Below are 26399 nucleotides of genomic sequence, written 5' to 3' on the forward strand. Positions count from 1 at the left end.
CCGATGCGATGACGCTTAAAGCGTCGCAGCCCAGTCGGTGGCGCGGACCAGGCTGTCGATGATGCCGGGCTCGGAAGAGGCGTGGCCGGCGTCGCCGATGAGCTCAAGCTTGGCTTCGGGCCAGGCGCGGTGCAGGGACCAGGCGCCCGAGATCGGCGTCACCACGTCAAAGCGGCCTTGGGCGATCCAGCAGGGGATGTCGCGGATGGTCTCGATGTTCTCGAGGATCCAGTGCTCGCTGTCGAAGAAGCCGCCGTTGGTGAAGTACCAGTTCTCGATCCGGGCGAAGGCGACGGCGAACTCGGGGTCGGCGAACTTGTCCGGCTTGCCTGACGGGCCCTGGATGCTGACGGTCTCGCCTTCCCAGGTCGCCCAGGCCACGGCGCAGCGGTTGCGCTCCTCGACGTCATCGCCGGTCAGGCGCTTGTAGTAGGCGGCCATCAGGTCGCCGCGCTCGGCCTCGGGGATGGGGGCCAGGAAACGCTCCCAGGCGTCGGGGAAGATCATCGAGGCGCCGTCCTGATAGAACCAGTGCAACTCCTTCTTCGTCAGCAGGAAGATGCCGCGCAGGACCAGGGCCAGACAGCGATCGGGGTGCTTGATCGCGTAGGTCATCGACAGGGTCGAACCCCAGGAACCGCCGAAGACCACCCATTTGTCGATGCCGAGCAACTCGCGCAGGCGCTCTATATCGGCGACGAGGTCCCAGGTCGTGTTGTCTTCCAGCGAGGCGTTGGGTCGCGACAGGCCGCAGCCGCGCTGGTCGAACATGACGATGCGGTATCTGGTCGGGTCGAAGTAGCGGCGCATGCCCGGGTTGACCGCCCCGCCGGGGCCGCCGTGCAGGACGATGACCGGCACGCCGTGGGGATTGCCGCTTTCCTCGTAATAGATCTCATGGACGCTGTCGGTGGGCATCCAGCCCGAGGCGTAGGCTTCGATTTCCGGATAGAGGTCGCGGCGCTCGGTGTTGATCACGTGGGATGCCTCTTTGAAAGGATGGTCTCAGGTCTTGGCGAGATTGGACTGGAAGGCGGCGAAGAGGATCAGGAGCCAGCCGGCGATCATCATGGCGCCGCCGACGGGGGCCACGGCGCCCATGAAGGGCAGGCTCAACAGGCCGATCATGGCCAGGGCCACACAGAAAACCAGTCCGCCGGCGCTCGCCAGCCAGCCCGCCAGACGCAGGCGGCGGCTTGACCCGAACAAGGCCAGGGCGACGGCGAGGGCGGCGTGCACCATCTGATAATGGCCGCCTGTGGTCAGCAGGGTCTTGACGGCGGGAGCGGCGCCGTGGGCCGCGAAGGCGCCCAGGGCTACGGCCATGGCGCCGTTGAAACCGGCGAAGGCGAGCAGTTTGCGGTCAGGGCTCATGCCTAATGTCTAGACCACAAAATCGGCGAAGTCTGCTATCGCGCGCCGATGAAAGCCGCATCGCGCATGGCGCTGCAATATATCCTGCTGTTCGGCGCCAGCGGCGTGACCCTGCCGTTCGCCGGCCTGTGGTTCCGCGATCAGGGGCTGAGCGGCGCCCAGATCGGGGCCCTGCTGGCGATTCCCATGCTGGCGCGAGCCCTGACCGGTCCGCTGCTGGCGGTCTGGGCTGATGGTTTCGCCCTGCGCCGGACCCCGATCGCCTTGCTGGGCCTGGTCATGGCCGTCGGCTATGGCGGGGCGGGACTGGTCGAGGGCTTCATTCCATGGGCCCTGTTCTGGCTGGTCGGGGCGACGGCGGCGGCGGCCTTGATCCCGCTCAGCGATGTGATGACCCTGCGCGTTGCGGGGCGCGAGGGGTTCGCCTTCTCCCTGCCGCGCGGCTGCGGTTCGGCGGCCTTCGTCGTCGCCAATCTGACCATGGGAGCCCTGCTGACGCAGGTCTCATCCGACGCCGTCATCCTCTGGGCGGTGACCGCCGCGGTGCTGATCGCGGTCACCGCCTGGCGTGTGCTTCCGGTAGAGCCGGTGGCCGAGGGCGGTCCAGCTTCGCGGTTGGAGCGCTTTCAGGGGCTGGGACGGTTGTTGCGCCGTCCGGTGTTCATGGCGGCCATCTTCTCCGTCGGCGCGGTGCAGGCGACGCACGCCTTCTATTACGGCTTCTCGGCCATCGCCTGGCGCGCGCAGGGGCTGGCCGAGAGCGTGACGGGCCTGTTGTGGGGCTTCTCGGTCGTGGTCGAGATCGGTTTCATGTGGTGGATCGAGCCATGGCGTCGCCGCATCGGGATCGGTCCATGGACCATGTTGTTCATCGGCGCGGGCGCGGCGATCCTGCGCTGGGGCCTGATGGCGTTCGCCCCGCCGCTGTGGATGCTCGTCCCGTTGCAGATGCTGCACGCCCTGACCTTCGCCGCGACCTATCTGGCCGGGGTGCAGATCGTCGAACGCCTGTGTCCGCCGGACAGCCATACCGCCGCCCAGACGCTGAGTTCGGCGCTGTCGGCCGGGGTGCTGATCGGTCTGGCCACCTTGGCCAGCGGGCCGCTGTACGACATCGTTGGGCTGAAGGCCTATCTGGCCATGGCCGGATTGGCGCTGATCGGCGCCCTGGTCGGGCTGTGGGTTCGCGCGCAGGAAGCCGCGTCAGGCCACGACTGAGCGGGGCAGGGGCGCCAGCCGCCGCGCCATGGCCGAGGCCGCTGTCTTCACCGCTGTCCGGACGATGGTTTCGCTGGTCCCGTCGGGAATCCGCAGCAGGCCGATGGACGGCGATTCCAGATTGTCCGGAAGATCCGCCAGGACGCGATAGAGAATGTAGCTCCCCGCATCATCCTCGGCGTCGGAGGCGGCGATGGCCGAAACGCCCGCCGCCGTAAGGTCGCGAAGCATGTCGGCGACCGGCGCCGTCACACGCGCAATGCTGGGGTTGGTGCTGCCCAGGCGACCGGGCTCGCCCAGGCGGCGGTTTTCCGCGCGCATCTGAATCCGCACCGGTCCGGCGTGGACCGTGCGGCCGACCAGGAGCAGGGCCGAGCATTCGCCCCCCGACAGCAGGTTCGTCAGAGTGTCCGCCAAGGTCTCGGCCGAGGCGTCGCCGGGGGTGGCCAAGGTGCGGGCGCCAGGCGGGTTCCAGGGCTCGCCGGACAGATCCTCGACAGGATCCCAGGCCCGATACGACGGCGACCAGGCGCAGATGGAAATGGCGGGGCGCCGATCAGGACGACCGTTGGAATCCAGACCCGTCAAAGGAAATAGACCCCCTCTAGCGCCACGATGGCGCGCCGCAGCCGGAACGGTGCTTTGAAATGCGGCGTCAGGTCAAGCCTGACCGGCGCCGCGATGGCGAGATGAAAAGGCGAAACGGTCAGCTCAGGTCGCCTACGGCGGCGTCCAGAAGCATGAAGGCGCGGCCCTCGTCGGTGGCCAGCCGCATCTGGACGTCGTCGGTGCTGCCGCGCTCTGCCTGAATCTTCAGCCCTTGGGCGAAGGCGCGGACGTAGGCCTCGGCGTCGGCGCGCAGGGCGTCGTCGCCCAGAATACGGCGCGAGACGCTGCGGACGGCGGCCGGCGCGACGCGGCGGACGATCTGACGGGCGCGCGCCGGATCGTGGCTGGAGAAGGCCTGGGCGGCTTCCTCCACGCGGGAGCGCGGCAGCAGGGCGTTGGGATCGACCCCCATGCGACGGATGGCCGAGGTCACGCGCGCCGCCAAGGCGTCGATCTCTTCGGGCGTGCCGATGGCGGCGTTCAGCTCCAGCGGCGGGCTGGGCTCGGACGGGGCGGCGGGCGCCTGTTCCGGCTGGACCAGATCGCGCCAGCTGAGGGCGTCGCCGATGCGCGCGGGGTCGGCTGGAGCCGTTTCAGGCGGCACGGCAGGGGCCGCAGGAATCGGTTCGATTTCCGCTTCGGCCGGATGCTCGGGGCGCAGGCGGCCGCGCAGGCTGGAGGCGGGGGGCGGGGCGGCCTCGCGCGCTGCGGGCGTCGTCGGGCGACGACGGGCGCCGCCTTCGCCGGACACGGCGCCCATCAGACGCACGGCCTCGGTCAGCATCTCATAATTGCGACGCACGCGGTCCTGGAAGCCGGCGTCCAGGGCCTCGGTGTCCTGGGCCGCCTTGCGCGAGGCGGCGGTCAGGGCGCTCAGGCCTTCCTCGACGCTGAGGCGCACGGATTCGACACGGGCGCGCGCTTCGTCGGGCAGGCGGGCGGCGCGCTGATCCATCTCGGCGACCGCCTGTTCGACGGACGTCAGGGCGTCGGTGACCTGAGCCAGGGTCGCCTGGAGGCTGTCGACCAGCTTCTGTCCGGTCAGATCGACCATGTCGGCGGTCTGGGCGACGATGCGGCGGGCGCCGTCGATGCGGGCCTCGGCCGCTTCGTCGGCCTTCTGGGCGGCGTCGAACAGGGATTCGCCCAGGCGGTCGGCGCGGATCTGAGCCTGTTCGATCGCGGCCTGCGCCGCGGCGCGCTGCTCTTCGGCCGTGGCCTGAAGCGCCTCCAGCGAACGTCGCGTCTCCTCGACCAGCAGGTCGCGGGATTCGGCGGCCAGACTCTCGAAGCGGTCCAGCGACAGCTTGGTGGCGTGGTCGAAGCCGTCGGCCTCGCGCTGCGACATCTCCACCAGGGCCTTGAACTGGTCGATCACGGCCTCGACCTGCGCCTTGATGGCGGCGGCGGCGTCGTCGCCTCGCTGGTTCAGATCGTCGGCGGCGGTGCGGGTCTGGGACAGGTGGTCCAGAAGCTGGGCGCGCTGGCTCTCGATCTGGGCGGAGAAGTCCTCCTGGTCCGTGCGCAGGGCGTAGGCGGCTGTGACAAGGGCGGCGCGCTGCTGGCCCAGGCCTTCCTCGACCGACTGAATCTGTTCTGCGACTCCGGAGCCGGCCGTTTCCAGACGGAGGGTCTGGCGCGCCAGATCGTCGGAGGCGGAACGGGCGGCTTCCTGGGCCTCGTTGGCCGCAGCGGCCAGATCGGCAGCGCGGGCGGCCAGGGCGGCCTCGGCCTCACGCAACTGGGTCTGGGCCAGGTCGGAGGCGTCCGCCACCATGCGCGACTGGCGCTCGACCGTCTCGACCACGGCCGAGGCCTGGTTTTCCAGCTGGCCGCCCAGAACCCCCATCTGCTCACGCTCATGCGACAGCTGTTCGGCCAATCGACGGGCCGTGCCGCCCGCCAGCTCCGCCGCCTCGTTCAGGAGGTTGGATTCCTTGACCAGGGCCTCGCGCAGGGAGGCCAGGTCGTCGCGAGCCCGCTCGGCCGACTGTGCGGCGCGGTCGATATCCTCACGCAGGGTGTTCAGCACCTGTCCCGCCTGATTGGCGGCCAGGGCGGTCGGCCCCACCAAGGCGTCGGCCATCTCCCGCGCGCGCTTGGTCTCCTGCGCCAGTCCCGCGCCCTGGCGAACGGCGTGGGCCAGCAGGATGGACAAGCCGACCGGCGCCAGAAGGATCAGGGCGTAGACCGCCAGGCGCAGGGGATCGAGCTCCATCATTCCCGAGCCCAGCTCATAGGCGAACCACGACGCCAGACCGCCGACCCACAGGGCTGAAGCCAGGCCGGCGATCAGATAGGCGTTGGCCGCGCCGTTCGAGGCCTTGCCCTTGCGTCGCTTGGCGGACGTTCGGGCGGGAGGGGCTGCGGGCGCTATCGTGGCGGGCGGCGCGTCGGCGGATTCGGCCAGGGGCGACAGGGCGCGCGCAGCCTTCTCGGCCTCGGCGGCGCGTTGCTCGGCCAGGGCCTGTTGCTCGGCCAGACGCCGGCGCTGGCGTTCCGACATGGGGCGCGGAGGCGCCTCGGGCAGGGGCTCAAGGGTCGGGTCGGGCTTTGCCGGCGCCGCCTCGGCGGCTTCAGCCGTGTCCGACGCGGGCAGGGGCTCGGTCTCCGAGACAGGTTCGGATTCGGTCAGGTTGAGCGGCGGCCGATGGCGGGATTTCATGGGCGTCGGTCTCGATCACTGATCGCCAGGAAGGCGGCGAAGGGGCGCAGGGCACGGACCCTAACGGCTGGATCGTAAGGCGAAAAGGCTCGAGCGCGGATTAGATCGCCCTTAGCCGACAGGGATCAGCGTGATCTGTGGATCAGCAGGACGGCGGAGCGGTCACGTGGACCACGGCCGCAGGCTTGGCGTCGCCGCAATCCTGCACCCGTTGGATTTCACGATCCGACTTGCGCGGAGCATTCATGTCGACGCCGAATTGCGACAACGCCGCTGCGGCGAGCAGGGCGATCAAACCGGCCAGCATCTCAATCAGAGCTTGCATAATTGGACTATGCCAGAAACATCTTCGGGCGACAATGCGACGAACAGACGAAGCGTCGCCATTGATCCGACTGATGCGAAAATGGAACGATCCGGCCGCGCTGGCGTCTGATGAGATCAGGACGCCCATTGGGTCGTCACGCGAATCAGCCATTGCAGGGGGTATGGGAGCAGACCAGTTCTATGAGGGCAGCCTGCTGGAGACGGCCACCGGAGTGTGGCGGTCTGCGACGGCGCATCGGTTCGCCCCCCTGATGGAGAATAAGGCCTACTTCGACGCCCTGGCGTCGGCGTTGCACAAGGCCGAACGCTCCATTCTGATTCTGGGCTGGCAGTTCGACCCGCGCACGCGCCTGGATCCCGAAGGGCCGCTGACCGATCGTCGGGCCGAGATCGGCCATCAGCTGAAGGCCCTTGTCCGCCACAAGCCGGAGCTGGACGTTCGGCTGCTGATCTGGCGTTCGCCGTTGCTGATCGCAGCCTCGCAGGGCTTCTATCCGCACAAGGCGCAGCGCTGGTTCCGGCGTCGCATCGTCGAGTTCCGACTGGACGGCCCCGGCATCCTGGGCGCCTGCCACCATCAGAAGGTGGTGGTGATCGACAATCAGATCGCCTTTTGCGGCGGCGGCGATATCTCGACCGACCGCTGGGACACTGACGAGCATTTCTCGGGCGATCCGCGCCGGTGCGAGCCGACCGGCGTCATCCCCGCGCCCCGGCATGAGGTCATGTGCGTAATGGACGGGCCGGCCGCCCAGGCTCTTGGCGATCTGGCGCGCGAGCGGTGGAGAAGGGGGACGGGCGAGGTGCTCTCCCCGGTTACGGCCAGATGCGGGGATTCCTGGCCAGACGGCGTGTCGCCCTCGATGACGCAGGTGCAGATCGGCGTATCGCGCACCGAGCCCAAGGTGCGCGGCCGTCCCGAGGTGCGTGAGAACGAGGCCCTGCATCTCGAGGCGATCCGGCGGGCGCGTTCGCTGATCTATATGGAGAACCAGTATTTCACCTCGCCCCTGCTGGCGGCGGCCCTGGCTGAACGGCTGGCCGAGCCGGACGGGCCGGAGGTGGTGTTGGTGTCGACCGGGCGAAGCCCCAGCTGGTTCGACGGCCTGACCATGGATACGGCGCGGGCCGAGGTCCTGTATCGGTTGGAACAGGCGGACCGCCACGACCGCTTCACCGCCTTCTATCCGGTGACGGACGAAGGCGAGCGGATCATCGTCCACGCCAAGATGACGATCATCGACGACAAACTGTTGCGGATCGGGTCCAGCAATCTGAACAACCGCTCCATGGGGCTGGATACGGAATGCGACGTCTCGGTCGAGGCGGAGACGGATGAACAGCGCGACGTGATCCGGCGTTTTCGTCGCCGATCCCTGGGTCACTTCATCGGGGTGTCGGGCGAGGCCTTCGCCGAGGCCGAGACGTTGATGGGGTCGGTCGGTCAGGCGATCCAGACCTTTGGACAGGGCCGGATGAAGCCGCTGGGCGCCGCCGAGCCGACGCGGGTGGAGCGGATGTTCGCCGAGTGGCAGTTCGGCGATCCGGTTTCCTCCACCGACGCCTGGCGGCCGTGGAAGCGCCTCAACCGTTCGCACCGCACCCGGCCCAGGTCCGAGGGCGGTCAGGCGCCGGGCTGATTCTTGGGCTGATCGATTTCGAAATCGATGATGAGCGGCAGGTGATCAGACGCTGCTCGCGCCAGGGGCGATGACGCGGCGCTGGCGCTGATCACGCGAATCTCGCGGCTGACGAAGCAGTGGTCGATGCGGATCGCCGGGAAGCTGGACGGGAAGGTCTTGATCGAGGGCTTCAGGCCCAGGCGTCGCTGAGCGTCGTCCAGCCGCCGGGTCAGAGCCTGATAAGGGCGGGTGATCGAGGTGGCGTTGAAGTCGCCGGTCAGGATGGTCGGTCCCTGACACATGGGATCGCCCAGCCATTCATTGCCGATCAATGCGGCGGCCTGAAGCCGCTGCTCCCGCGGGACCAGGCCCAGATGGGTGTTCATGATGTTGACGATCACCCCGTCGAAATCGACGGCTGACCACAGGGCGCCGCGCGGCTCCAACCCCTTGATGCCGGGCAGGGTCGGCAGCGAGGCCGCGCGCACCAGTCGTTCGGGACGGTGGGTCAGTATGGCGTCGCCGTAAAGCTCGGCCTCGACCTTCATGGCGGGGTGGAATTGCACGCTCATCGCCAGGCGTTGGGCGATGGCGTCGGCCTGGTCGACCCAGCCGGTGCGCGCGCGGCCGACGTCCAGCTCCTGCAGGCAGACCACGTCGGGTTCATGCTCGGCGATGACGTCGGCGATCCGCTGCACATCCAGTCTGCGATCGACGCCGACGCAGCGATGAACGTTGTAGGTCAGAAGTCTCGGCATGAATTCCTTGCCCGCGATCGCAGCGACTGTCGCGCCTCAATGCGGCGGTCGCGAGGCCCTGATAACCGGACTAGATGACAACCAGCTTGTCGGGGATCTCATTTTCATCAGCGGGCTTGGGCGGAAAGCGTTCCGCCAGCACCTGACCGCACAGGGCGACGGCCTTCTCGAAGCCTTCGACCGGTCGGTCGCGACGCAGGGCCCCGGTGAGAGCGGCGACCGCGTCGGCCCAGACCTCTGGACTGACGCAGGAATGGATGCCCTCATCGGCCACCACCTCGACCTGATGATCGGCCAGGGCGGCGAAGATGAGGACGCCGGTGCGCGCTTCGGTGACGTGCAGACCGTGGGCCAGGAACTGCTGCATGGCGGCGCGGCGGACCCGCGTGCGACGCAAGGCGGCAGGCGTCAGCAGCCGTCGCACGATCGGGATCAGAGACAGCAGGAACACGGCCAGGAAAACCCCGGCCTGCACCAGCCCATAAGCCGCCAGCGCGCGCCCGATCTCGGCCGATCCGGCGGGCGCGTGGGCGATCTCCCACCCGCCGCCGAAAGTCAGCCAGTCGCCGTTGAAGCCGAACGGGATCAGCCCCAGCGGCAGCAATAGGGCCGCAGCCGCCGCCCAGCCCAGGCTGACGTCGCGATAGGAGGACACCTGGCGCGCCACGACGCAGAAGATCTCGCCGGAGGTGTTCGCCTCGGCCTGAGCGATGGCCTGGGCCACGCGGGCGTGGTCGTCGTTCGTGAATTGCATCACCATCCCCCCGAGGCGCCGCCGCCGCCGAAGCCGCCGCCGCCTCCGCCGAAACCCCCGCCGCCGAAACCGCCGCCGCCGCCCCAGCCTCCGCCGCCGCCCCAGCCGCCGCGATCATCTTCGTCGCGGTGACGCAGGGCTTCGCTGGCGGCCCAGATCAGGATGGGCGACAGGCCGTCGCCGCGACCGCGTCGTTTCCGACCGCCTGCGGCGGCGCCGATCATGCCGAAGAAGATGAAGGCGAAGACCGCCAGGATGACAATGGCGGGCAGGACCGGCTTGGTCGTCCGGGACGCCGCGCTTTTGGCCTCTTCCGCCCGCGCCTGAGCCTCCGCCGGATCGGCGGTCAACTGGGTGATGATGGCGTCCGTCCCGGCGATGATCCCGGCCGCGTAGTCGCCCTGGCGGAAGGGCGGCAGGATGTCGTTGCGGATGATCAGGGACGAATAGGCGTCGGTCAGCACGCCCTCCAGCCCATAGCCGACCTCGATCCGCACCTTTCGCTCGTTCGGCGCGACGATCAGCAGGGCGCCGCCGTCGTTTTCCTTCTGACCGATGCCCCAGTGACGTCCCAGCTGATAGCCGAAGTCCTCGATCTCCTGATCCTGAAGCGAGGGCAAGGTGACGACGACCAACTGGTCGCCGGTCTGCTGCTCCAGCGTCGCCAGTTTGCCGGTCAGGGCCTGCTCCTGTTCGGGCGTCAGCAGTTGGGCGTCATCGACCACGCGGCCGGTCAGCGCCGGAAAACTGATTTCGGCGGCCAAGCCGGCGCCGGGCAGGGCGGCCAGCCACAGGATGAGGCCCAGCATCAGCGCGGGGAGGAGGCCCCGCGCCGCGCCTTCCCTCAGGGCGAGGGCGGAAGGGTTCATTTCAGGCTTACTGCGCCGCCGGGGCGGGCGCAGCCGCAGGCGGCGTCGAACCGGGCGCGGCGCCGGGCGCCGTCGCAGGCGCGCCGCCGCCGGGCTGGACGCCCAGGTCGAAGTTCACGGTCGGCGCCGACTGGGCCTCAGCCGTGGCGGTGAACAACTGCATGGGCTTGGAGCCGCCGTGCAGCGTCTTGGCCCAGATCACGCTCGGGAAGGTGCGCAGGGTGGTGTTGTAGTCGCGCACGGCTTCGTTGTAGTCGCGGCGCGCCACGGCGATGCGGTTCTCGGTCCCTTCCAACTGCGACTGCAGGGTCAGAAAGTTCTGGTTGGCCTGGAGCTGAGGATAGGCCTCGACCGTCACCAGCAGCCGCGACAGGGCGCTGGAAAGCTCGCCTTGCGCCTGCTGGTATTGCTGGAAGGCGGCGGCGTCATCGAGGTTCGAGGCGTCGATGTTGACGCTGGTGGCCTTGGCGCGCGCCTCGATCACCTGGGTCAGGGTGGTGCGCTCCTGAATGGCCGCGCCCTGCACGGTGGCGACCAGGTTCGGCACCAGGTCGGCGCGGCGCTGATACTGGCTCTGAACGTCGGCCCAGGCGGCCTCGGCGCGTTCCTGCTTGGTCGGAATGGTGTTGTAGCCGCAGGCGCCCACGGCGGGGGCCAGGACGACGACAGCGGCGACGGCCGCGATGCGAGGCGAGAAACCAGCCATGAAGAAGCTCCTGCGGGCGGTGGTCGGGACCGCTGATCGCTAAAGACTATCGGGGCCGAAAGGCTCCGCTTCAAGGCTGGATTTTTGACGCAGGTCTCAGCCGTTCAGGTCTTCCGGCTCCACGCCCGCCGTGCGGCAGGCGGCGGTGTAGGTGTTGGCCAGCAGGCAGGCGATGGTCATGGGGCCGACGCCGCCGGGAACGGGGGTGATGCGGCCGGCGACCTCGACCGCCTGGTTGAAGTCGACGTCGCCGACCACGCGGGTCTTGCCTTCGGCGGCCTTGACCGGATCGCGCGAGGGGACGCGGTTGATGCCCACGTCGATGACGGTGGCGCCGGGCTTGATCCAGTCGCCCTTGATCATTTCCGGGCGGCCGACGGCGGCGACCAGAATATCGGCGGTGCGGCACAGGGCCGGCAGGTCGCGGGTGCGCGAGTGGGCGATGGTGACTGTGCAGCTTTCGCCCAGCAGCAGTTGCGCCATCGGCTTGCCGACGATGTTGGAGCGGCCGACGATGACGGCGTTCAGGCCTGACAGGTCGCCCAACTGATCCTTCAGCAGCATCAGGCTGCCCAGGGGAGTGCAGGGGATCATGCCCGGCAGGCCGACGGCCAGGCGCCCGGCGTTGACGACATGGAAGCCGTCCACATCCTTGTCCGGCGAAATGGCGTCCAGAACAGCAGCCGAATCGATGTGCTTGGGCAGGGGCAACTGCACCAGCACGCCGTGGATGCCCGCGTCGGCGTTCAACTGGGCGATCAGGGCCAGCAATTCGTCCTGGGTCGTTTCGGCGGGCAGGCGGTGGGTGTCGGACCGCATCCCGGCCTTCAGCGTCGTCTCGCCCTTGTTGCGGACATACAACTGGCTGGCGGGGTCCTCGCCGACGATGACGACAGCCAGGCCGGGCTTGACGCCATGAGCGGATTCCAGCCGGGCGGCGGCGGCCGCGACGCGCTCCACCAGGGTCTGTGAGAAGGCCTTGCCGTCGATCAGCGAGGCGCGGGCGGGTTCGACAGCCATATTTGGCTCCATCTGCCGGGAACTGGAAAGCGTGGCTGCGATTTACAGGCGCTGCGGTTCGGCGTCTATGATGACGCCAGCAAAGAGGTTTTTATGCGTTATTCCCTGTTCGCGGCGGCCAGCGCCGTCGCCATCCTGTCCACCGGCGCAGCCTGGGCCCAGACGGCGTCTGACGCCCGGCTGGGCGACGACATCCGGGGGCGGCTGGAAGAGGGAGACGCTCGCACCCGTGGAAGCGACGGCTATCGCTACGACGACTATCGCGTGAACCTGCGCGCCGGACAGCGGCTCGAGGCCGAGATGACGGCGGACGATTTCGACGCCTATCTGGAAATTTACGCCGAGGGCTCCTTGCGGGACTCCCTGGCCAGCGACGACGACAGCGCAGGGGCGCTGAACGCGCGTCTGCGATTCACCGCACCGGAGGCGGGGGCGTATATCGTTCGTGCTCGCACCTTCTCGGGCATCGAGACCGGCGACTATCAGTTGTCGCTGAAGGAGCGAGCCGCGCCGCGTCTGCCGCGTCCAGGACGGATCGCTGTCGGCCGAGACGCGACGGGCAGCCTGGGATCGAACAGCGCCGAGGATGACGACGGCGCCCGTTATGACGCCTACGCCTTCCGCGCGTCGGCGGGCGAACGGGTCAAGATCGACCTGGAATCCGACGATTTCGACGCCTTCCTGCGCGTCGGACGCGTCGTCAACGGCGCCTTTGTCCAGATGGCCGAGAACGACGACGGCGGCTCCGGCCTCAACGCCCGTCTGGTGTTCACCGCGCCGCAGGCCGGGGAATATCTGATCCGCGCCACGTCCTATAACAGCTCGGCCCAGGGCGATTATCGGCTGGCGCTGGAGCAGGGACCGCCTGCGCCGACTGCCACGTCGGTGACGGTTGGTGAGGAGACGCGCGGACGCCTGACGCCAGACAGCGCAACCAGCGATTCCGGGGCGCCGGCGGACCTCTATCGCTTCAGCGGGCGCGCCGGGCAGCGGGTGGCCATCACCATGAAGGCCGATGGTTTCGATACCTACCTCGAGCTGTTCGACGCCAACCACAACAGTCTGGCGACCGATGACGACAGCGCGGGCGACCTGAACTCCCGCCTGACGCATACCCTGACCGAGGATGGGGATTATCTGATCGAGGCGCGCGCCTTCTCCAGCGGCGAGGGCCCCTATACGCTGAACATAGAAGAGATCGCGCCGCCGCCGCCGCCGTCGGCCATTGCTTTCGGCCAGACGGTCGAGGGCGAACTGACCAGCAGCGACGCCACCGACGACGACGGCCGGCTGTATGACGCCTTCATCTTCAGCGGGACCGAGGGGCAGCGCGTCCAGGCCGTCATGCGGTCCGGCGATTTCGACGCCTATCTGCAACTCGGGCAGGGCGAAGAGGACTTCAGCGAGATCGCCAGCGATGACGACGGTCTGGGCCAGGGAACGGACGCGCGCCTGATCTTCACCCTGCCAGAGACCGGCGACTATGTTCTGCGCGCACGTTCGTGGTCGCGCGACGCCAAGGGGCTCTATGCGCTGGAGCTTCAGGATCTGGGCGGCGAGCCTTCGCCGGGCAGCTTGCTGATCGGCTCCACCGTGCGAGGCCGCCTGACCGAGCGGGCCAGCATCACTGACGACGGAATCTACTACGACGCCTATCATTTCAAGGCCAAGGCGGATGAGAAGCTGCGCTTCACCCTGATCGCCAGCAGCTTCGACGCGGTGATTGAGGTCGGCGAAGAGAAGGACGGCGACTACTTCAAGCTGGAGGAGGACGACGACAGCCTGTCCGACACCCACGCCCGCCTGAACTGGACCGCGCCGCGCGACGGGACCTATGTCCTGCGGGCCCGCAGCTTCGGCGCCAACTCGACCGGCGACTATGTCCTGATCACGGAGCGGCAGCCCTGAGCGAAACCGGCGACGACGCTGCTTCGGCCCTGATCCTGGGCCGGAAGGACCAGCACCTTGACGTGGTGCTGGCCGGCGGCGGTCGTCATGCGCTGTCGGCCGGGTTCGACGATTGGCGCTTCGTGCACGAGGCCCTGCCGGACCTGGACCATGCTCGAATCGACCTGGGCGTCGACTTCCTGGGGCGGCGGCTGAAGGCGCCTTTCCTGATCAGCGCCATGACCGGCGGCCCTGCGCGGGCCGAGGCGATCAACGCCCGTCTGGCCGAGGCGGCCCAGCATCTGGGCATCGCCCTGGCGGTCGGGTCGCAGAGGGCGGCGCTGGAAGGCGGGGCTGCAGGCGGTCTGGACTTCTCACTGAGGCTGAAGGCGCCGGACACGCCGATCCTGGCCAATATCGGCGCGGCCCAGCTGACGCGCGGATTCGGCCGGGATGAGGCGCGTCGCGCGATGGACATGATCGGCGCTGACGCCCTGGTCGTTCACCTGAACCCGCTTCAGGAGGCCTGTCAGCCGGAGGGGGACCGCGACTGGTGGGGCGTGGGCGCGGCGCTTCAGGCCCTGATCCGCGGTCTGGACGCGCCTGTCATCGTCAAGGAGACGGGCGCCGGGATTTCCGCCGTTACGGCCCAGCGTCTGATCGCCATGGGTGCGGCGGGCGTCGATGTGGCCGGAGCCGGAGGCGCCAACTGGGGCCTGATCGAAGGCGAGCGCGCGACCGATGGGGCGGACAAGGCGCACGCCCTGGCCTTCGCCGATTGGGGCATGCCGACCGCGCGCGCTCTGGCTGAGACGCGCAACGCCTTGCCGGACGCCTTGCTGATCGGATCTGGAGGCGTGCGCGACGGCGTCGACGCGGCCAAGGCGATCCGGTTGGGCGCGGACGTGGTCGGCATGGCCTCGGGCGTCATTCAGGCCGCCACCGTCTCGACCGAGGCCGTCATCGAGCGCTTCCAGTTGACCATTCGGCAACTGCGCACCGTGTGTTTCTGCGTAAACGCTTCAAATTTAGCGGCGTTGAAACGAGTTCCATTGCTTCCTGTCAAATAAGTCGGGCATTTCCGCCCGCACGTTTTTGCGTCGCACCCAAGGAGATTCCCATGCGCGCCCTGCTGATGTCGTCGATCCTGACGTCGTCCCTGCTTCTGGCCGGCGCCGCCGCCGCCCAGAGCACCATCCGCCCCGGCCAGACGGTGACCGGCAATTTCAGCAGCAAGGACGCGCGCATGGACGACGGGTCCCATTACCGTTGCTACGTCGTCCAGACGCAGGCAGGTCAGGCCTACACGGTGACGATGCAGTCCGAGGACTTCGATACCTATCTGATGGCGGGCGCCGGTGCAGATTGCGATGAAACGTCGGTGACGAACGACGACGGTCCGGACATGGGCACCGACTCGCAGTTGCGCTTTGTTTCCAATGGCGGAAACTGGATCATCCGCGCCAATACGCTCAGCGAGGGCGAGACCGGTTCCTTCCGTCTCAGCGTCTCTGAAGGTCAGCGCCTGCGCCCGACCACTCAGGTCGTGCCGATTTCGGTCGGCGAAAGCCGCCAGGGCCGCCTCGAGTTCAGCGACCGCCAGGCGGATGACGGCTCCTTCTACGACTGCTACGCGCTGAGTGTCAGTCGCGGTGGGAATGTCTCGGTTCGCATGGATTCGGCGCAGTTCGACGCCTACCTCTCGCTGCACGAAGGGCCGCAGTGCGACGGCGACAGCCTGGCCTCCGACGACGACAGCGGCGGCGGCACCAGCGCCATGGTCACCCAGAACCTGCGTCCCGGCTCCTATTCCTTCCGCGCCAACAGCCTCAGCTCGGCGCAGGAAGGCGACTACACGGTCTCCGTCACGACAATGCGCTGACGCGGAAAGGCCCCGGTGAAACCGGGGCCTTTTTCAATAGAAGACGCTGTCCGATGCGCGCCGCGTTTCTAACGGTTCCCTGAGCGCGGACTGGCGCGCCTCGCGTTCGGCGGCGTAGTCGGGCTGGGGGGCGTCAAAGCCGAAGCCATAGTCATCCCCTTCCAGCTGTGGCGCAGGCTGCGGCGGCGAGAGGCGGATAAGGGGCGGCGGCGTTTCCTGTTCGGGCGGCGGCGGCGGGTCGGGCGTCAACTCCAGCCAGGCGCTTTCGACATAAGGTTCGTCATCCCCCGGGACGCCGGCGAGCCGGTCGGGATCATGGTCGTATCCATCCCGCAATTCTCCAACAGCCATGATGGAGCCGACCGGAAGGTCAGGTTCAACGGGCGGAACGACTTCGATAACGACAGCCGGGCCTGATCCTCGTCCGCCATGCGCTACGGAAGTCGAGTTCCACGCAGCCCAGCCGGCCGCCCCCAGTCCCATTAGAACCAGGGCGGCGGAGACCAGAATGACGGCATTCCTGTTCATGCTCGGGGGCGGTCCGCGTTCACGTTGCCTATGAAAGCGCTCCACCGCCGTCCGGTTCAAGCCGAAGGCAGGAGATCGCCTGCGAAGGCGCGATAACGGCCCGCGCGCACGCCTTCCGTCGCACGAGCGATGTCCGGCGCGAAATAGCGGTCTTCGGTGTAGGGGCCGCAGGCTTCGCGTACGATGGCGTAGGTCTGCTCCAGTTCCGGCGACGAGGTCAGTGGACGACGGAACTCGATGCCTTGGGCGGCGGCAAGCAGTTCGATGCCCACTACGGTCGCCGTGTTGGCGGCCATGTCCAGCAGGCGGCGCGCGCCGTGGGTGGCCATGGAGACGTGGTCTTCCTGATTGGCGCTGGTCGGTACGGTGTCGATGACGCAGGGATGGGCCACCATGCGGTTCTCGGCCACCAGGGCCGCCGCCGTGACCTGGGCGATCATGAAGCCCGAGTTCACGCCGCTGTCCTTGACCAGGAAGGCGGGCAGGTCGGTCATCTTCGGATCGACCAGGATGGAGGTGCGGCGCTCGCTGATATTGCCAATCTCGCACAGGACCATGGCGATCTGATCGGCTGCATAAGCAACAGGTTCGGCGTGGAAGTTGCCGCCCGAGATGACATCGCCGTCTTCGATGAAGACCAGCGGATTGTCGGTCACGGCGTTGGCTTCACGCTCCAGCATGGCGGCGGCGTTGCGCAGCACGTCCAGCGTCGCGCCCATGACCTGCGGCTGGCAGCGCAGGGAGTAGGGGTCTTGCACCTTGGCGCAGTCGTGGCGGTGGCTGTCGCGGATGGCGCTGCCAGTCAGCAGTTCACGCAGGCGACGGGCCACGTCGATCTGGCCCGGCTGGCCGCGCAGGGCGTGGATGCGGTGATCGAACGGCGCGTCCGAACCCAGCAGAGCGTCGACCGACAGGCCGCCCGCCGCGATGGCGGCGGCGAAGACATCCTCAGCGGCGAACAGGCCGGTCAGGGCCAGCGCCGTCGAACATTGGGTGCCGTTCAGCAGGGCCAGACCTTCCTTGGGGCCCAGAACGACCGGCTTCAGTCCGGCTTTGGCCAGCGCTGAAACAGCGTCCACTGTCTGGCCCTGATAGCGGGCCTCGCCGACGCCGATCAGGACGCACGACATATGGGCCAACGGCGCCAGATCGCCTGAGGCGCCGACCGAACCCTTGGACGGGATCAGCGGCAGGACGCCCGCATTGACCATGCCGATCAGCGTTTCCAGCGTGTGGCGACGGATGCCCGAGGCGCCCTTCGACAGGCTGGCGATCTTCAGCACCATCAGCAGGCGGGTGGTGTCTTCGCTCAGCGGCTCGCCGACGCCGCAGGCATGGCTGAGCACCAGGTTCTTCTGAAGGGTTTCAAGGTCTTCCACCGCGATGCTGGTGTTAGCCAGCAGGCCGAAGCCGGTGTTAATGCCATAGACCGTGCGGCCTTCGTCCAGGATGGCGGCGACGGTCGCCGCGCCCTTCTCGACATTGGCCCAGGCGGCGTCGGTCAGGCTGACGGCGACGGGGCCGCTCAGGGTGGCGCGAAGCTGGGCGAGGGTGAGCGGCGCGGCGCCGATTTCGATGGTGGTGGTCATAAGCTTACAGGTCCAGCGAGGGCAGGTTCAGGCCATGTTCGCGCGCGGCGTCCCTGGCGATGTCATATCCGGCGTCGGCGTGGCGCATGACGCCGGTGGCCGGGTCGTTCCACAGAACGCGCTCCAGACGTCTGGCGGCTTCTTCCGTGCCGTCGGCTACGATGACGACGCCCGAGTGCTGGCTATAACCCATGCCGACCCCGCCGCCGTGGTGCAGCGACACCCACGACGCGCCCGAGGCCGTGTTCAGCAGGGCGTTCAGCAGGGGCCAGTCGGACACGGCGTCCGAGCCGTCCATCATGGCCTCGGTCTCGCGGTTCGGGCTGGCGACGGAGCCGCTGTCCAAGTGGTCGCGGCCGATGACGATGGGCGCGCTCAGCTCGCCCGATTTCACCATCTCGTTGAACATCAGGCCCGCGCGATGACGGTCGCCAAGGCCGATCCAGCAGATGCGCGCCGGCAGGCCCTGGAAGGCGATGCGCTCGCCCGCCATGTCCAGCCAGCGGTGCAGGCCCGCGTTGTCGGGGAACAGCGTCTTCATCGCCTCATCCGTCTTGCGGATGTCCTCGGGATCACCCGACAGGGCGGCCCAGCGGAACGGCCCGATGCCGCGACAGAACAGCGGGCGGATATAGGCAGGGACGAAGCCGGGGAAGTCGAAGGCATTCTCGACGCCCTCATCGAAGGCGACCTGACGGATGTTGTTGCCGTAGTCGGTCGTGGGGACGCCCATCTTCTGGAAGTCCAGCATGGCCCTGACGTGGGTCGCCATCGACGCGCGGGCGGCCTTTTCGACGGCGGCGGGGTCGCTGACGCGCTTTTCCTCCCACTCGGCGACGGTCCAGCCCGAGGGCAGGTAGCCGTTGACCGGGTCGTGAGCGCTGGTCTGATCGGTCACCAGGTCGGGGCGGACGCCGCGCTTGACCATTTCAGGCAGAAGATCAGCCGCATTGCCCAACAAGCCGATCGACAAGGGTTTTTTGTCCTTGAATGATTGCTCCAACAGGGCCAGCGCCTCGTCCAGAGTCTCGGCCATGACGTCGACGTAGCGGGTGCGCAGGCGGAACTCGATGCGGCTGCGCTGGCACTCGATGGTGATGCAGGACGCGCCGGCCATGGTGGCGGCCAGAGGCTGGGCGCCGCCCATGCCGCCCAGGCCCGCCGTCAGGATCCACTTGCCCGACCAGTCGCCGCCATAGTGCTGGCGACCGGCTTCCATGAAGGTCTCATAGGTGCCCTGAACGATGCCCTGGGTGCCGATGTAGATCCACGACCCGGCGGTCATCTGGCCGTACATGGCCAGGCCCTTCTTATCGAGCTCGTTGAAATGCTCCCAGGTCGCCCATTTGGGCACCAGGTTGGAGTTGGCGATCAGTACGCGCGGCGCGTCGACATGGGTGCGGAAGACGCCGACCGGCTTGCCCGACTGGACCATCAGCGTCTCGTCGGCTTCCAGTTTCTTGAGTTGGTCGACGATGGTGTCGAACGCCTGCCAGTTGCGGGCGGCCTTGCCGATGCCTCCATAGACGACCAGGTCTTCGGGGCGCTCGGCCACCTCGGGATCGAGGTTGTTCATCAGCATCCGCATCGCGGCCTCGGCCGCCCAGGTTTTAGCGGTCTTTTCCGACCCGCGCGGGCTACGGATCACTCTGGTATTCTGGCGAGTGTTGGGCGTGGACATCGAATCCTCCATGCGGCTTCGGCCGTCGAATGTTGGGCTCAGTGTTATGTCTAGACATTAGTGCGCGCAAGGGGCAGTTTCGCATGATGGATCAGGAGCCGCTTCATCGCCGGATCGCGGGCGACATCGAGCGCCGCATCGCCTCGGGCGAGTGGCGGCCGGGTTTCCGTATCCCGACCGAGGCTGAACTGACGGCGGAATACGGCTGTGCGCGGATGACGGTGTCGCGCGCGATGTCTGATCTGGCGTCTCGCGGGCTGGTCGTTCGCCGTCGCCGCGCCGGAACCGTGGTGGCCCATCCGCCGGTGCATTCCTCGGCTCTGGTCGCCATTCCTGACATCCAGTCCGAGGTCGAGGGGCGGGGGCTGGCCTATTCCCATCGCCTGCTGGGCCGCATCGTGCGCCCCGCGAGCCCCGATGAAGGACTGGGCGATCGGGTGATCGAGCTGGAAACCCTGCATCTGGCCGACGATCTGCCCTTCGTGTTCGAGCGCCGCCTGATCTCTTTGTCCGCAGCGCCCGAGGCGGAGGCCGCCGATTTCACCACGCAGCCGCCGGGCGGCTGGCTGCTGGCTCACATGCCTTGGACCGAGGCCGAGCACCGCATTTCTGCCGTCGGCGCCGATCATGAGACGGCGGCGGGTCTGGGGCTGGCCGACGGCGCGCCCTGTCTGCGGCTTGAGCGTCGCACTTGGCGCGACGGTCAGGGCGTGACCTGGGCCTCACAGATTTTCCCCGGCGCGGCCTATGATCTGGTCGCGCGCTTTTCCCCCACTAAAAGTTAATTGCTAAAGGATGACCCCCATGAGCGAACCGTCTGAAGCCCTGGGGTGGCGATCTGTCGGCGATCTGGTGGGCCATCATCCCGACGCGCGCGTCGCCCTGATCGGTGCGCCCCTGAACGAGCGGTCGCTGACGCCGGGCCGTTGCGATCTGGGACCGAAGGCCCTGCGAGGCGTGCTGCCGCGTTTGTCGACCTATGACGTCGAGACGGGCATGGAACTCGAGATTAGGGTCCACGACGCGGGCGATGTGGCGCTGAAAGCCGTCTCGCCTTTCGACGCCTTCGAGCCGGTGCGCGACGCGGTGGCGGCGCAGGCCCATCGCGACCTCACGATTCTGGTCGGCGGCAACAACGCCATCACCCGGCCGGGCGTTCATGCCCTCGGCCTCGACCGCGTCGGGGTTCTGACGCTGGACGCCCATTTCGACCTGCGCGACACGGATCAGGGCCTGACCAACGGCAATCCGATCCAGGCTTTGCTGGACGACGGCATGGACGGTCATCGCATCAGCCAGGTCGGCCTCGCCCCCTTCGCCAACACCCGCCGCGCCCATGAAAAGGCGGAAGGCTCAGGCATCAGCGTCCGCACCGCCCGCGAGTGCCGCCAGCGCGGTCTGGCCAGTATCGTGGTCGAGGAACTGGAGCGCCTGTCGTCCCTGTGCGAGGTCATCTATGTCGACTTCGACATCGACGTCATCGACCGCAGCCAGTGGCCCGCCAGCCCCGGCGCGCGCCCCGGCGGAGTCTCGGTTCACGACTTCTTCGACGCCGCCCGCGCCATCGGCGCCCATCCCAAGGTCCGCGCAGTCGACCTGACCGAATACGATCCCTCTCTGGAAGTCGGTGACCTCGGCTCCCTGACGGCGGGGCGCTGGTTCTGCGAAATCCTCAGCGGGGTGGCTGCGCGATGACACGACGCTGGATGGCGGCGGCTGTTCTCCTGCTGGGCGTTCTAGCGGCGGCGCCCGCCTGGCCTTGCACCTATTTTGCGACGACCTACCGTGAGGACCTGTACTTTCAGCAAAGCCTTTGGAGAGATTCAGACGCTGTCTTCCTGGCCAGGGCGACACCCGTGGAGGAGGCTCAGAGCCAGCTTGTTCCGGTGGTTCCCCTTTATGGCCGGTCGCCGCCTCGACGAAGTGTGGCCAACGTCAGTTTGAACTGCGGGGAGACGCCTTCAGAAGGCGTGGTCATCGCTTTTGCGCGCCGCATTCGAGCCAGCGACATCCCTTTGCAGCCTTGGCGGTGGGGCAGTTGGTATGTGATCGGCCAATTTGCCCCGGTTGAGGTAGTCGACCCGAAGGTGGTCGAAGCTTTGAAAGATGCCGCTGTCAGGCTGAAAACGGATCAGGGACAATGACCTACGACCGCCTCATCACCGACTGCCACGTCGCGACCATGACCGAGGGCGGCGCCCCCTATGGCGCCATCGAGAACGCCGCCATCCTGATCAAGGATGGGCGCATCGCCTGGGTCGGGCCGCGCGCGGACCTGCCTGTGCACAAGGCTGTGGAAATCGATCGTCTGGAGGGCCGCTGGGTCACGCCTGGGCTGGTGGACTGCCATACCCATCTGGTCTTCGGCGGCGACCGCTCGGGCGAGTTCGAGCGGCGGCTGGAGGGCGCGACCTACGAAGAGATCGCACGCGCCGGGGGCGGCATCGTCTCGTCCGTGCGCGCCACGCGCGAAGAGAGCGAGGATCAGCTCTACGCCTCGGCTCTGGCGCGGCTTGAGGGGCTGAAGGCCACCGGCGTCACCACGGTCGAGATCAAGTCGGGCTATGGTCTGGACCACGACAGCGAGTTGAAGATGCTGCGTGTCGCGCGCCGCATCGGGCGCGAGGCCGGGGTGCGGGTGCGCACCTCCTATCTCGGCCTTCATGCGGTGCCGCCGGAGCATAAGGCCGACCGCGCCGTCTATGTGGACAAGGCTGTGGACGAAATCTTGCCCGCCGCCCATTCTGAGGGGCTGGTCGATGCGGTGGACGCCTATTGCGAGCCCATCGCCTTCTCGGTCGAGGAGGTCAGCCGTCTGTTCGACAAGGCTGAGGAACTGAGCCTGCCTGTCAAGTTGCACGCCGACCAATTGTCGGACGGTGGCGGGGCGGCGCTGGCCGCCCGCTATCAGGCGCTATCGGCCGACCATATCGAGCACACGACCGAGGCGGGTGTGAAGGCGATGGCCGAGGCGGGCGTGGTGGCGGTGCTGCTGCCCGGCGCCTTCCTGATGCTGCGAGAGACCCAGGCGCCGCCGATCGCCCTGCTGCGCCAGCATGGCGCGCGCATGGCGGTGGCGACAGACTGCAACCCGGGCACCTCGCCGGTCGCGTCGATGACGGCGGCGATCAACCTGGCCTGCGTCCAGTTCCGCCTGACGCCGGAAGAGGCGCTGGCGGGCGCCACGCGCAACGCGGCCCGCGCGCTGGGCCTGCAGGACGAGATCGGCACGCTTGAGGCGGGCAAGGCCGCCGACCTGGCCGTCTGGGACATCAGCCGTCCGGCGGAGCTGGCCTATTGGCTAGGCAAGCCGCTGCTGAATCGTCGCTATCTGGCGGGGCGCGCGATGTGAGATTCTGAAAAAGGCGGAATGGGCGCCGTGGCGATGCGGATGATTGGCGGCTCGAGGCGTTTCGCGTAATGCGAGCGTGCGTTAACTCGAAGTTGTATTGTTCTTGATGTTCTCTCTTTCCGTGTTGTCGGAAGGGGGAATAATCCATGGATGTGGAAGAATTCATCACGCGCTGGAGCGGCGCGACGCTTACCGAGCGGTCGAACTACCAGACCTTCATCATTCAGCTTTGCGCGGTCCTGGGTGTAGCCGCGCCCGACCAGGAGAGTGCGGGCGATCGCGATTATTGTTTCGAGCGTGCCGTGAAATTCCCGTTCCGCGAGGGTAAGGGATGTTCGGGTTCCATTGATTGCTTCAAGCGCGCTTCCTTCGTGATGGAGGTCAAGCAGTCCAAGAAGCGTGCTCCGGGAGGCGAGTACGACCTTCGCCAACTCATGGCTTTCTTGGACCGGCGAAAACGTCGACGCTCCGCTCGGGAAGAGGAGGCGATCAAACGCTTGATGGTCGGCGCCCGCCAGCAAGCGGAAAACTATGCTCAGGCTTTGCCTGAGCGGCCGCCATTCCTCGTGCTGGTGGATGTCGGTGAAGCGATCTACCTGTGGTCAGAATGGCAGAGAGGCGGAAAGGGGTATGCGCCGTTTCCGGATTTGGAGCGTTGCCGGATCGCTCTGACTGACCTGCGAGAACCGGAGGTTCGAGAGCGTTTGCGGAAGGTTTGGAACGATCCGGGGAGCCTGGACCCCGCCAAGCCGATCGCAGAGGCGACCAGTGAAATCGCCGCCGCGCTCGGCAAGCTGATCCGCTTGATCCGCCAGCGAGTGTTGGAAGATCAGCAACCCTTGCTCCAGCCGATATCGGAACGGCGCATCTCTATGTTCGTGCTGCAATGCGTCTTCGCGATGTTCGCCGACAGCGTGGGTCTGATCCGGAACCGGGGCTTTCTCAAGCTGCTGCAGAGCTATCGCGGCAAGGCTGATCGTTTTCACATAAGTGCGACGGACGTTTTTCGACACATGAGGCGCGGCGGCCATTGCGCTGCATTGCGGCAGGACCTGCCCCGCTTCGATGGAGGGCTGTTTCGCGAAGAGGCGGCGCTCGCCTTGACCGAGGATGAACTGGAAGTGCTGATCATCGCGGCGAGGCATGATTGGAAATCGGTTGAACCGGCGACTTTCGGGACCCTGTTGGAGCAGGCTCTGGATCCGGATGATCGCAGGGAACTGGGCGCCCACTACACCCCCAGAGTCTATGTCCAGCGATTGGTTGAAGCGACGATCATGGAGCCCTTGCGGGCAGATTTTGAAGCGATGCGTGCTTCGGCTGTCTATGACTTCGCTCATGGACGTGTGGAGAAGGGAAGGAAGGCCGTTCGGGCGTTTCACAGGACGCTCTGCTCCACCAAGGTTCTCGATCCGGCGTGCGGGACCGGCAACTTCCTCTATGTCGCCATGGCTATGATGAAGGACTTGGAAAGCAACGTTCTGGACCTCATGAAGGACTTCGGGGATGTGGCTGCGTCCAGATCCAGGTGCTGTGTTGGGCCGAACCAGTTCTGGGGCATCGAGAAAAGCGCCCATGCCGCCTCGATCGCGGAAATGGTCATGTGGATTGGTTATCTGCAATGGCGTCTTCGTAATGGAGACGCGCCTGCGGACCTTCTTTGTCTGCGCCCGCCGCGCGCGGAGCGCATTCTGAGAGCCGACGCTCTGCTGGTTTGGGCCGGAAGTGATTTTCAGCGTGATGAGCAGGGACGGCCGGTCCGTCTGTTGAGAAAAGGCGAGCACGAGGAAAGGAATGTCGTTCGATACTTCGATCCCCGGCCAGCCCAATGGCCCCTGGCGCAGTTCATCATCGGCAATCCGCCTTTCATGGGCGGTAAGGACCTGAGGCGCGAACTGGGCGACGGCTATGTCGACGCCCTGTGGAAGGTGAGGCAGGGGCGCTTCCGCTCGGCTGACCTGGTGATGCTCTGGTGGGACCGTGCAGCCGAATTACTGACGACGAAGAATAGTCCGCTGAGGCGCTTCGGTTTCATCACCACCAACTCGATCACTCAGACCTTCTCTCGCCGCGTTCTGGAACATCACCTGAATGGCGAGCCGGCGATGCGACTGACATTCGCCATACCGGATCATCCATGGATCAAGGGCGCGGATCGCGCTGAGGTTCGCATCGCCATGACGGTGGCGGAACGCGGCGCACCCGAAGGACAGGGACGCCTGCTGACCGTATTAAGCGAAGGGATCGGCGTGGATGGAGAGCCGGACATCAAATTTGAGGAGGCTCAAGGCGATATCGGCGCTGATCTGAGCATCGGCGGGGGCCTGGGCGACGCATGCCCGCTCCAGGCCAACGGCCTGCTATGCTCTCAAGGCGTGAAACTGCACGGCGCGGGCTTCATCGTTTCTGCCGATCAGGCGAAGGCTCTGGCGGCGGCCTCGACCGAACCGGCCCCGATCAGGGATTATCGCAACGGTCGCGATCTGGCGGCGCGGCCGAGAGGCGTCAAGGTGATCGACCTGTTCGGGTGGAGCGAGGAGGAAGCGCGTGAGCGTTGGCCGGCGATCGTTCGACACTTATCGGAAACGGTGAAGCCGGAACGGACCCGGAACGCGCGCGGGACTTACCGAGACAACTGGTGGATTTTCGGCGAGCCGCGCGGTGCGTTTCGTGAGGCTCTCGAGGGACTGCCGCGCTATATTGCGACAGTCGAGAAGTCCAAGCATCGCTGGTTTTGCTTCCTTGAAGGGGACGTTCTTCCGGACAATACGGTGGTGACGATCGCTTCAGACGATGCCAGCGTGTTGGGCGTTCTGTCGTCCCGTGTGCACGGCCTTTGGGCCTTGGCTCGCGGAGGCCGGCTTGAGGACCGCCCCGTCTACAACAAGAAGGTCTGCTTTGACGCCTTCCCCTTTCCTGACCTTGATGGGTCTGTCGGGGTCGAGATCGGCGAACTCGCCGAGGAGATAGAGGCGCTGCGTCGCCAGATGCTGTCGGACGATCAGAGTCTGACGATGACGGCGCTCTACAATGAGCGTGAACGTGCGGCGAAGCAGGGCCGGTCGATTTCAAGCAAGATGCACGTCCTGAATCATTTGCATCAGCGTTTGGATGCGACCGTACTGCGAGCCTATGGCTGGCCTGCAGAGGTCGAGGATGCGGCGGTGCTTCAGGCTCTGTTGACGCTCAATCTTGAGCGCGCGCGCCAGGAGGCGGGCGGCACAGTCCGCTTCCTGAGACCGGCTTATCAGAGGACGCGGGTCAAGCTGACGCGGGCTCCAGTGCAGATCGAGGCGCCCCTGGCGCGAGTCGTCGATCTCCGACCCTTGCCTGAGGCGCTGGATGAACTGGCCGGAGCGCTGCTGGAGCAACTGAGGCGTGAAGGCGCCCCATTGCAATCGCTGGATCTGGCGCGCCGTTTCGGCGGGCGGATCGGAGCTCTAGAGACGGATCGGGTGGAGGAAATGCTGGCCGTCCTGGCTGTGGCGGGGTCGGTTCAGCGGACGGACGACGGTTGGTTCTCACCGCGGCGTCACTGATTTGACCTAGCCGCCGGGC

23 protein-coding genes are annotated in these 26399 nt (G+C 67.0%); 10 read left to right on the forward strand and 13 right to left on the reverse strand.

Annotated elements, in window-relative coordinates; translation table 11 throughout:
• Positions 1–15: 15 nt before the first annotated feature.
• Together pip and ACWGL1_RS08965 are read right to left on the reverse strand one after the other, a co-directional pair.
• Entirely contained in the window at positions 16–978 is a 963-nt protein-coding gene (gene pip / locus ACWGL1_RS08960) for a prolyl aminopeptidase (protein ID WP_452111784.1), read from the reverse strand.
• A 27-nt stretch (positions 979–1005) separates the two neighbouring features.
• Complete coding sequence (locus ACWGL1_RS08965) at positions 1006–1374, reverse strand: DUF423 domain-containing protein (protein WP_452111785.1); 369 nt, start codon at positions 1372–1374, stop codon at positions 1006–1008.
• Positions 1375–1422: 48 nt separating this feature from the next.
• Here ACWGL1_RS08965 and ACWGL1_RS08970 point away from each other — a divergent pair, with 48 nt between their 5' ends.
• The gene (locus ACWGL1_RS08970; RefSeq protein ID WP_452111786.1) at positions 1423–2592 is read left to right on the forward strand and encodes an MFS transporter; all 1170 of its coding nucleotides are present in this window, start codon (positions 1423–1425) and stop codon (positions 2590–2592) included.
• Here the strand turns inward: ACWGL1_RS08970 and ACWGL1_RS08975 are convergent.
• The 3 genes from ACWGL1_RS08975 to ACWGL1_RS08985 form a co-directional block, all read right to left on the reverse strand.
• Positions 2578–3180 (reverse strand): hypothetical protein, encoded by a 603-nt coding sequence (locus tag ACWGL1_RS08975; protein WP_338578561.1) that lies wholly within the window; start codon positions 3178–3180, stop codon positions 2578–2580. The two genes, ACWGL1_RS08970 and ACWGL1_RS08975, sit on opposite strands and share 15 nt — an antisense overlap.
• A 118-nt stretch (positions 3181–3298) precedes the next feature.
• Positions 3299–5866: a tipN gene (locus ACWGL1_RS08980; protein WP_452111787.1), complete on the reverse strand. Its 2568-nt coding sequence runs from the start codon at positions 5864–5866 to the stop codon at positions 3299–3301.
• 142 nt (positions 5867–6008) lie between these two features.
• Positions 6009–6320 (reverse strand): hypothetical protein, encoded by a 312-nt coding sequence (locus tag ACWGL1_RS08985; protein WP_291774804.1) that lies wholly within the window; start codon positions 6318–6320, stop codon positions 6009–6011.
• Positions 6321–6354: 34 nt separating this feature from the next.
• Here ACWGL1_RS08985 and ACWGL1_RS08990 point away from each other — a divergent pair, with 34 nt between their 5' ends.
• Entirely contained in the window at positions 6355–7833 is a 1479-nt protein-coding gene (locus tag ACWGL1_RS08990) for a phospholipase D-like domain-containing protein (protein WP_312220547.1), read from the forward strand.
• Here the strand turns inward: ACWGL1_RS08990 and ACWGL1_RS08995 are convergent.
• The 5 genes from ACWGL1_RS08995 to folD form a co-directional block, all read right to left on the reverse strand.
• Entirely contained in the window at positions 7818–8573 is a 756-nt protein-coding gene (locus tag ACWGL1_RS08995) for an endonuclease/exonuclease/phosphatase family protein (protein ID WP_452111788.1), read from the reverse strand. The genes ACWGL1_RS08990 and ACWGL1_RS08995 overlap by 16 nt on opposite strands.
• A gap of 70 nt (positions 8574–8643) precedes the next feature.
• Positions 8644–9333 carry a TPM domain-containing protein gene (locus ACWGL1_RS09000; protein WP_452111789.1) on the reverse strand — a complete coding sequence of 230 codons (690 nt, stop codon included), beginning with the start codon at positions 9331–9333 and terminating at the stop codon, positions 8644–8646.
• Positions 9327–10196: a TPM domain-containing protein gene (locus ACWGL1_RS09005; RefSeq protein ID WP_452111790.1), complete on the reverse strand. Its 870-nt coding sequence runs from the start codon at positions 10194–10196 to the stop codon at positions 9327–9329. Before ACWGL1_RS09005 ends, ACWGL1_RS09000 begins: the two co-directional genes overlap by 7 nt.
• 7 nt (positions 10197–10203) lie before the next feature.
• Entirely contained in the window at positions 10204–10902 is a 699-nt protein-coding gene (locus ACWGL1_RS09010) for a LemA family protein (protein ID WP_338578568.1), read from the reverse strand.
• Positions 10903–10998: 96 nt separating this feature from the next.
• Entirely contained in the window at positions 10999–11922 is a 924-nt protein-coding gene (gene folD / locus ACWGL1_RS09015; RefSeq protein WP_291774823.1) for a bifunctional methylenetetrahydrofolate dehydrogenase/methenyltetrahydrofolate cyclohydrolase FolD, read from the reverse strand.
• Positions 11923–12015: 93 nt separating this feature from the next.
• On the opposite strand from folD, the gene ACWGL1_RS09020 reads away from it, so the two are divergent.
• From ACWGL1_RS09020 to ACWGL1_RS09030, 3 genes are read left to right on the forward strand one after another with little or no spacing between them, the layout of a single operon-like run.
• Entirely contained in the window at positions 12016–13830 is a 1815-nt protein-coding gene (locus ACWGL1_RS09020) for a PPC domain-containing protein (protein WP_452111791.1), read from the forward strand.
• 35 nt (positions 13831–13865) lie between these two features.
• Positions 13866–14879, forward strand: a complete 1014-nt coding sequence (gene fni / locus ACWGL1_RS09025; RefSeq protein WP_452111857.1) for a type 2 isopentenyl-diphosphate Delta-isomerase — start codon at positions 13866–13868, stop codon at positions 14877–14879.
• A gap of 50 nt (positions 14880–14929) precedes the next feature.
• The gene (locus ACWGL1_RS09030; protein WP_338578572.1) at positions 14930–15691 is read left to right on the forward strand and encodes a peptidase; all 762 of its coding nucleotides are present in this window, start codon (positions 14930–14932) and stop codon (positions 15689–15691) included.
• A gap of 33 nt (positions 15692–15724) precedes the next feature.
• On the opposite strand, the gene ACWGL1_RS09035 is transcribed toward ACWGL1_RS09030, so the two are convergent.
• The 3 genes from ACWGL1_RS09035 to hutU are packed head-to-tail and all read right to left on the reverse strand — an operon-like array spanning position 15725 to position 19489.
• Positions 15725–16219 (reverse strand): hypothetical protein, encoded by a 495-nt coding sequence (locus ACWGL1_RS09035; RefSeq protein WP_338578573.1) that lies wholly within the window; start codon positions 16217–16219, stop codon positions 15725–15727.
• Positions 16220–16275: 56 nt separating this feature from the next.
• Complete coding sequence (gene hutH, locus ACWGL1_RS09040) at positions 16276–17808, reverse strand: histidine ammonia-lyase (protein ID WP_452111792.1); 1533 nt, start codon at positions 17806–17808, stop codon at positions 16276–16278.
• 4 nt (positions 17809–17812) lie between these two features.
• A complete protein-coding gene (gene hutU / locus ACWGL1_RS09045) occupies positions 17813–19489 on the reverse strand; it encodes a urocanate hydratase (RefSeq protein WP_452111793.1) in 1677 nt (558 codons plus the stop codon).
• 86 nt (positions 19490–19575) lie between these two features.
• Here hutU and ACWGL1_RS09050 point away from each other — a divergent pair, with 86 nt between their 5' ends.
• The 5 genes from ACWGL1_RS09050 to ACWGL1_RS09070 all read left to right on the forward strand — a co-directional run bounded on the left by ACWGL1_RS09050 (position 19576) and on the right by ACWGL1_RS09070 (position 26380).
• Positions 19576–20274, forward strand: a complete 699-nt coding sequence (locus ACWGL1_RS09050; RefSeq protein WP_452111858.1) for a UTRA domain-containing protein — start codon at positions 19576–19578, stop codon at positions 20272–20274.
• Positions 20275–20293: 19 nt separating this feature from the next.
• Complete coding sequence (locus tag ACWGL1_RS09055; RefSeq protein WP_452111794.1) at positions 20294–21184, forward strand: agmatinase family protein; 891 nt, start codon at positions 20294–20296, stop codon at positions 21182–21184.
• Between the two features lie 11 nt (positions 21185–21195).
• Complete coding sequence (locus ACWGL1_RS09060; RefSeq protein WP_452111795.1) at positions 21196–21633, forward strand: hypothetical protein; 438 nt, start codon at positions 21196–21198, stop codon at positions 21631–21633.
• The gene (gene hutI / locus ACWGL1_RS09065; RefSeq protein WP_452111796.1) at positions 21630–22841 is read left to right on the forward strand and encodes an imidazolonepropionase; all 1212 of its coding nucleotides are present in this window, start codon (positions 21630–21632) and stop codon (positions 22839–22841) included. The genes ACWGL1_RS09060 and hutI overlap by 4 nt, the downstream gene beginning before the upstream one ends.
• 146 nt (positions 22842–22987) lie before the next feature.
• Positions 22988–26380 carry a class I SAM-dependent DNA methyltransferase gene (locus ACWGL1_RS09070; protein WP_452111797.1) on the forward strand — a complete coding sequence of 1131 codons (3393 nt, stop codon included), beginning with the start codon at positions 22988–22990 and terminating at the stop codon, positions 26378–26380.
• Positions 26381–26399 lie beyond the last annotated feature (19 nt).

The sequence above is a fragment of the Brevundimonas sp. NPDC055812 genome (genome assembly GCF_053616535.1).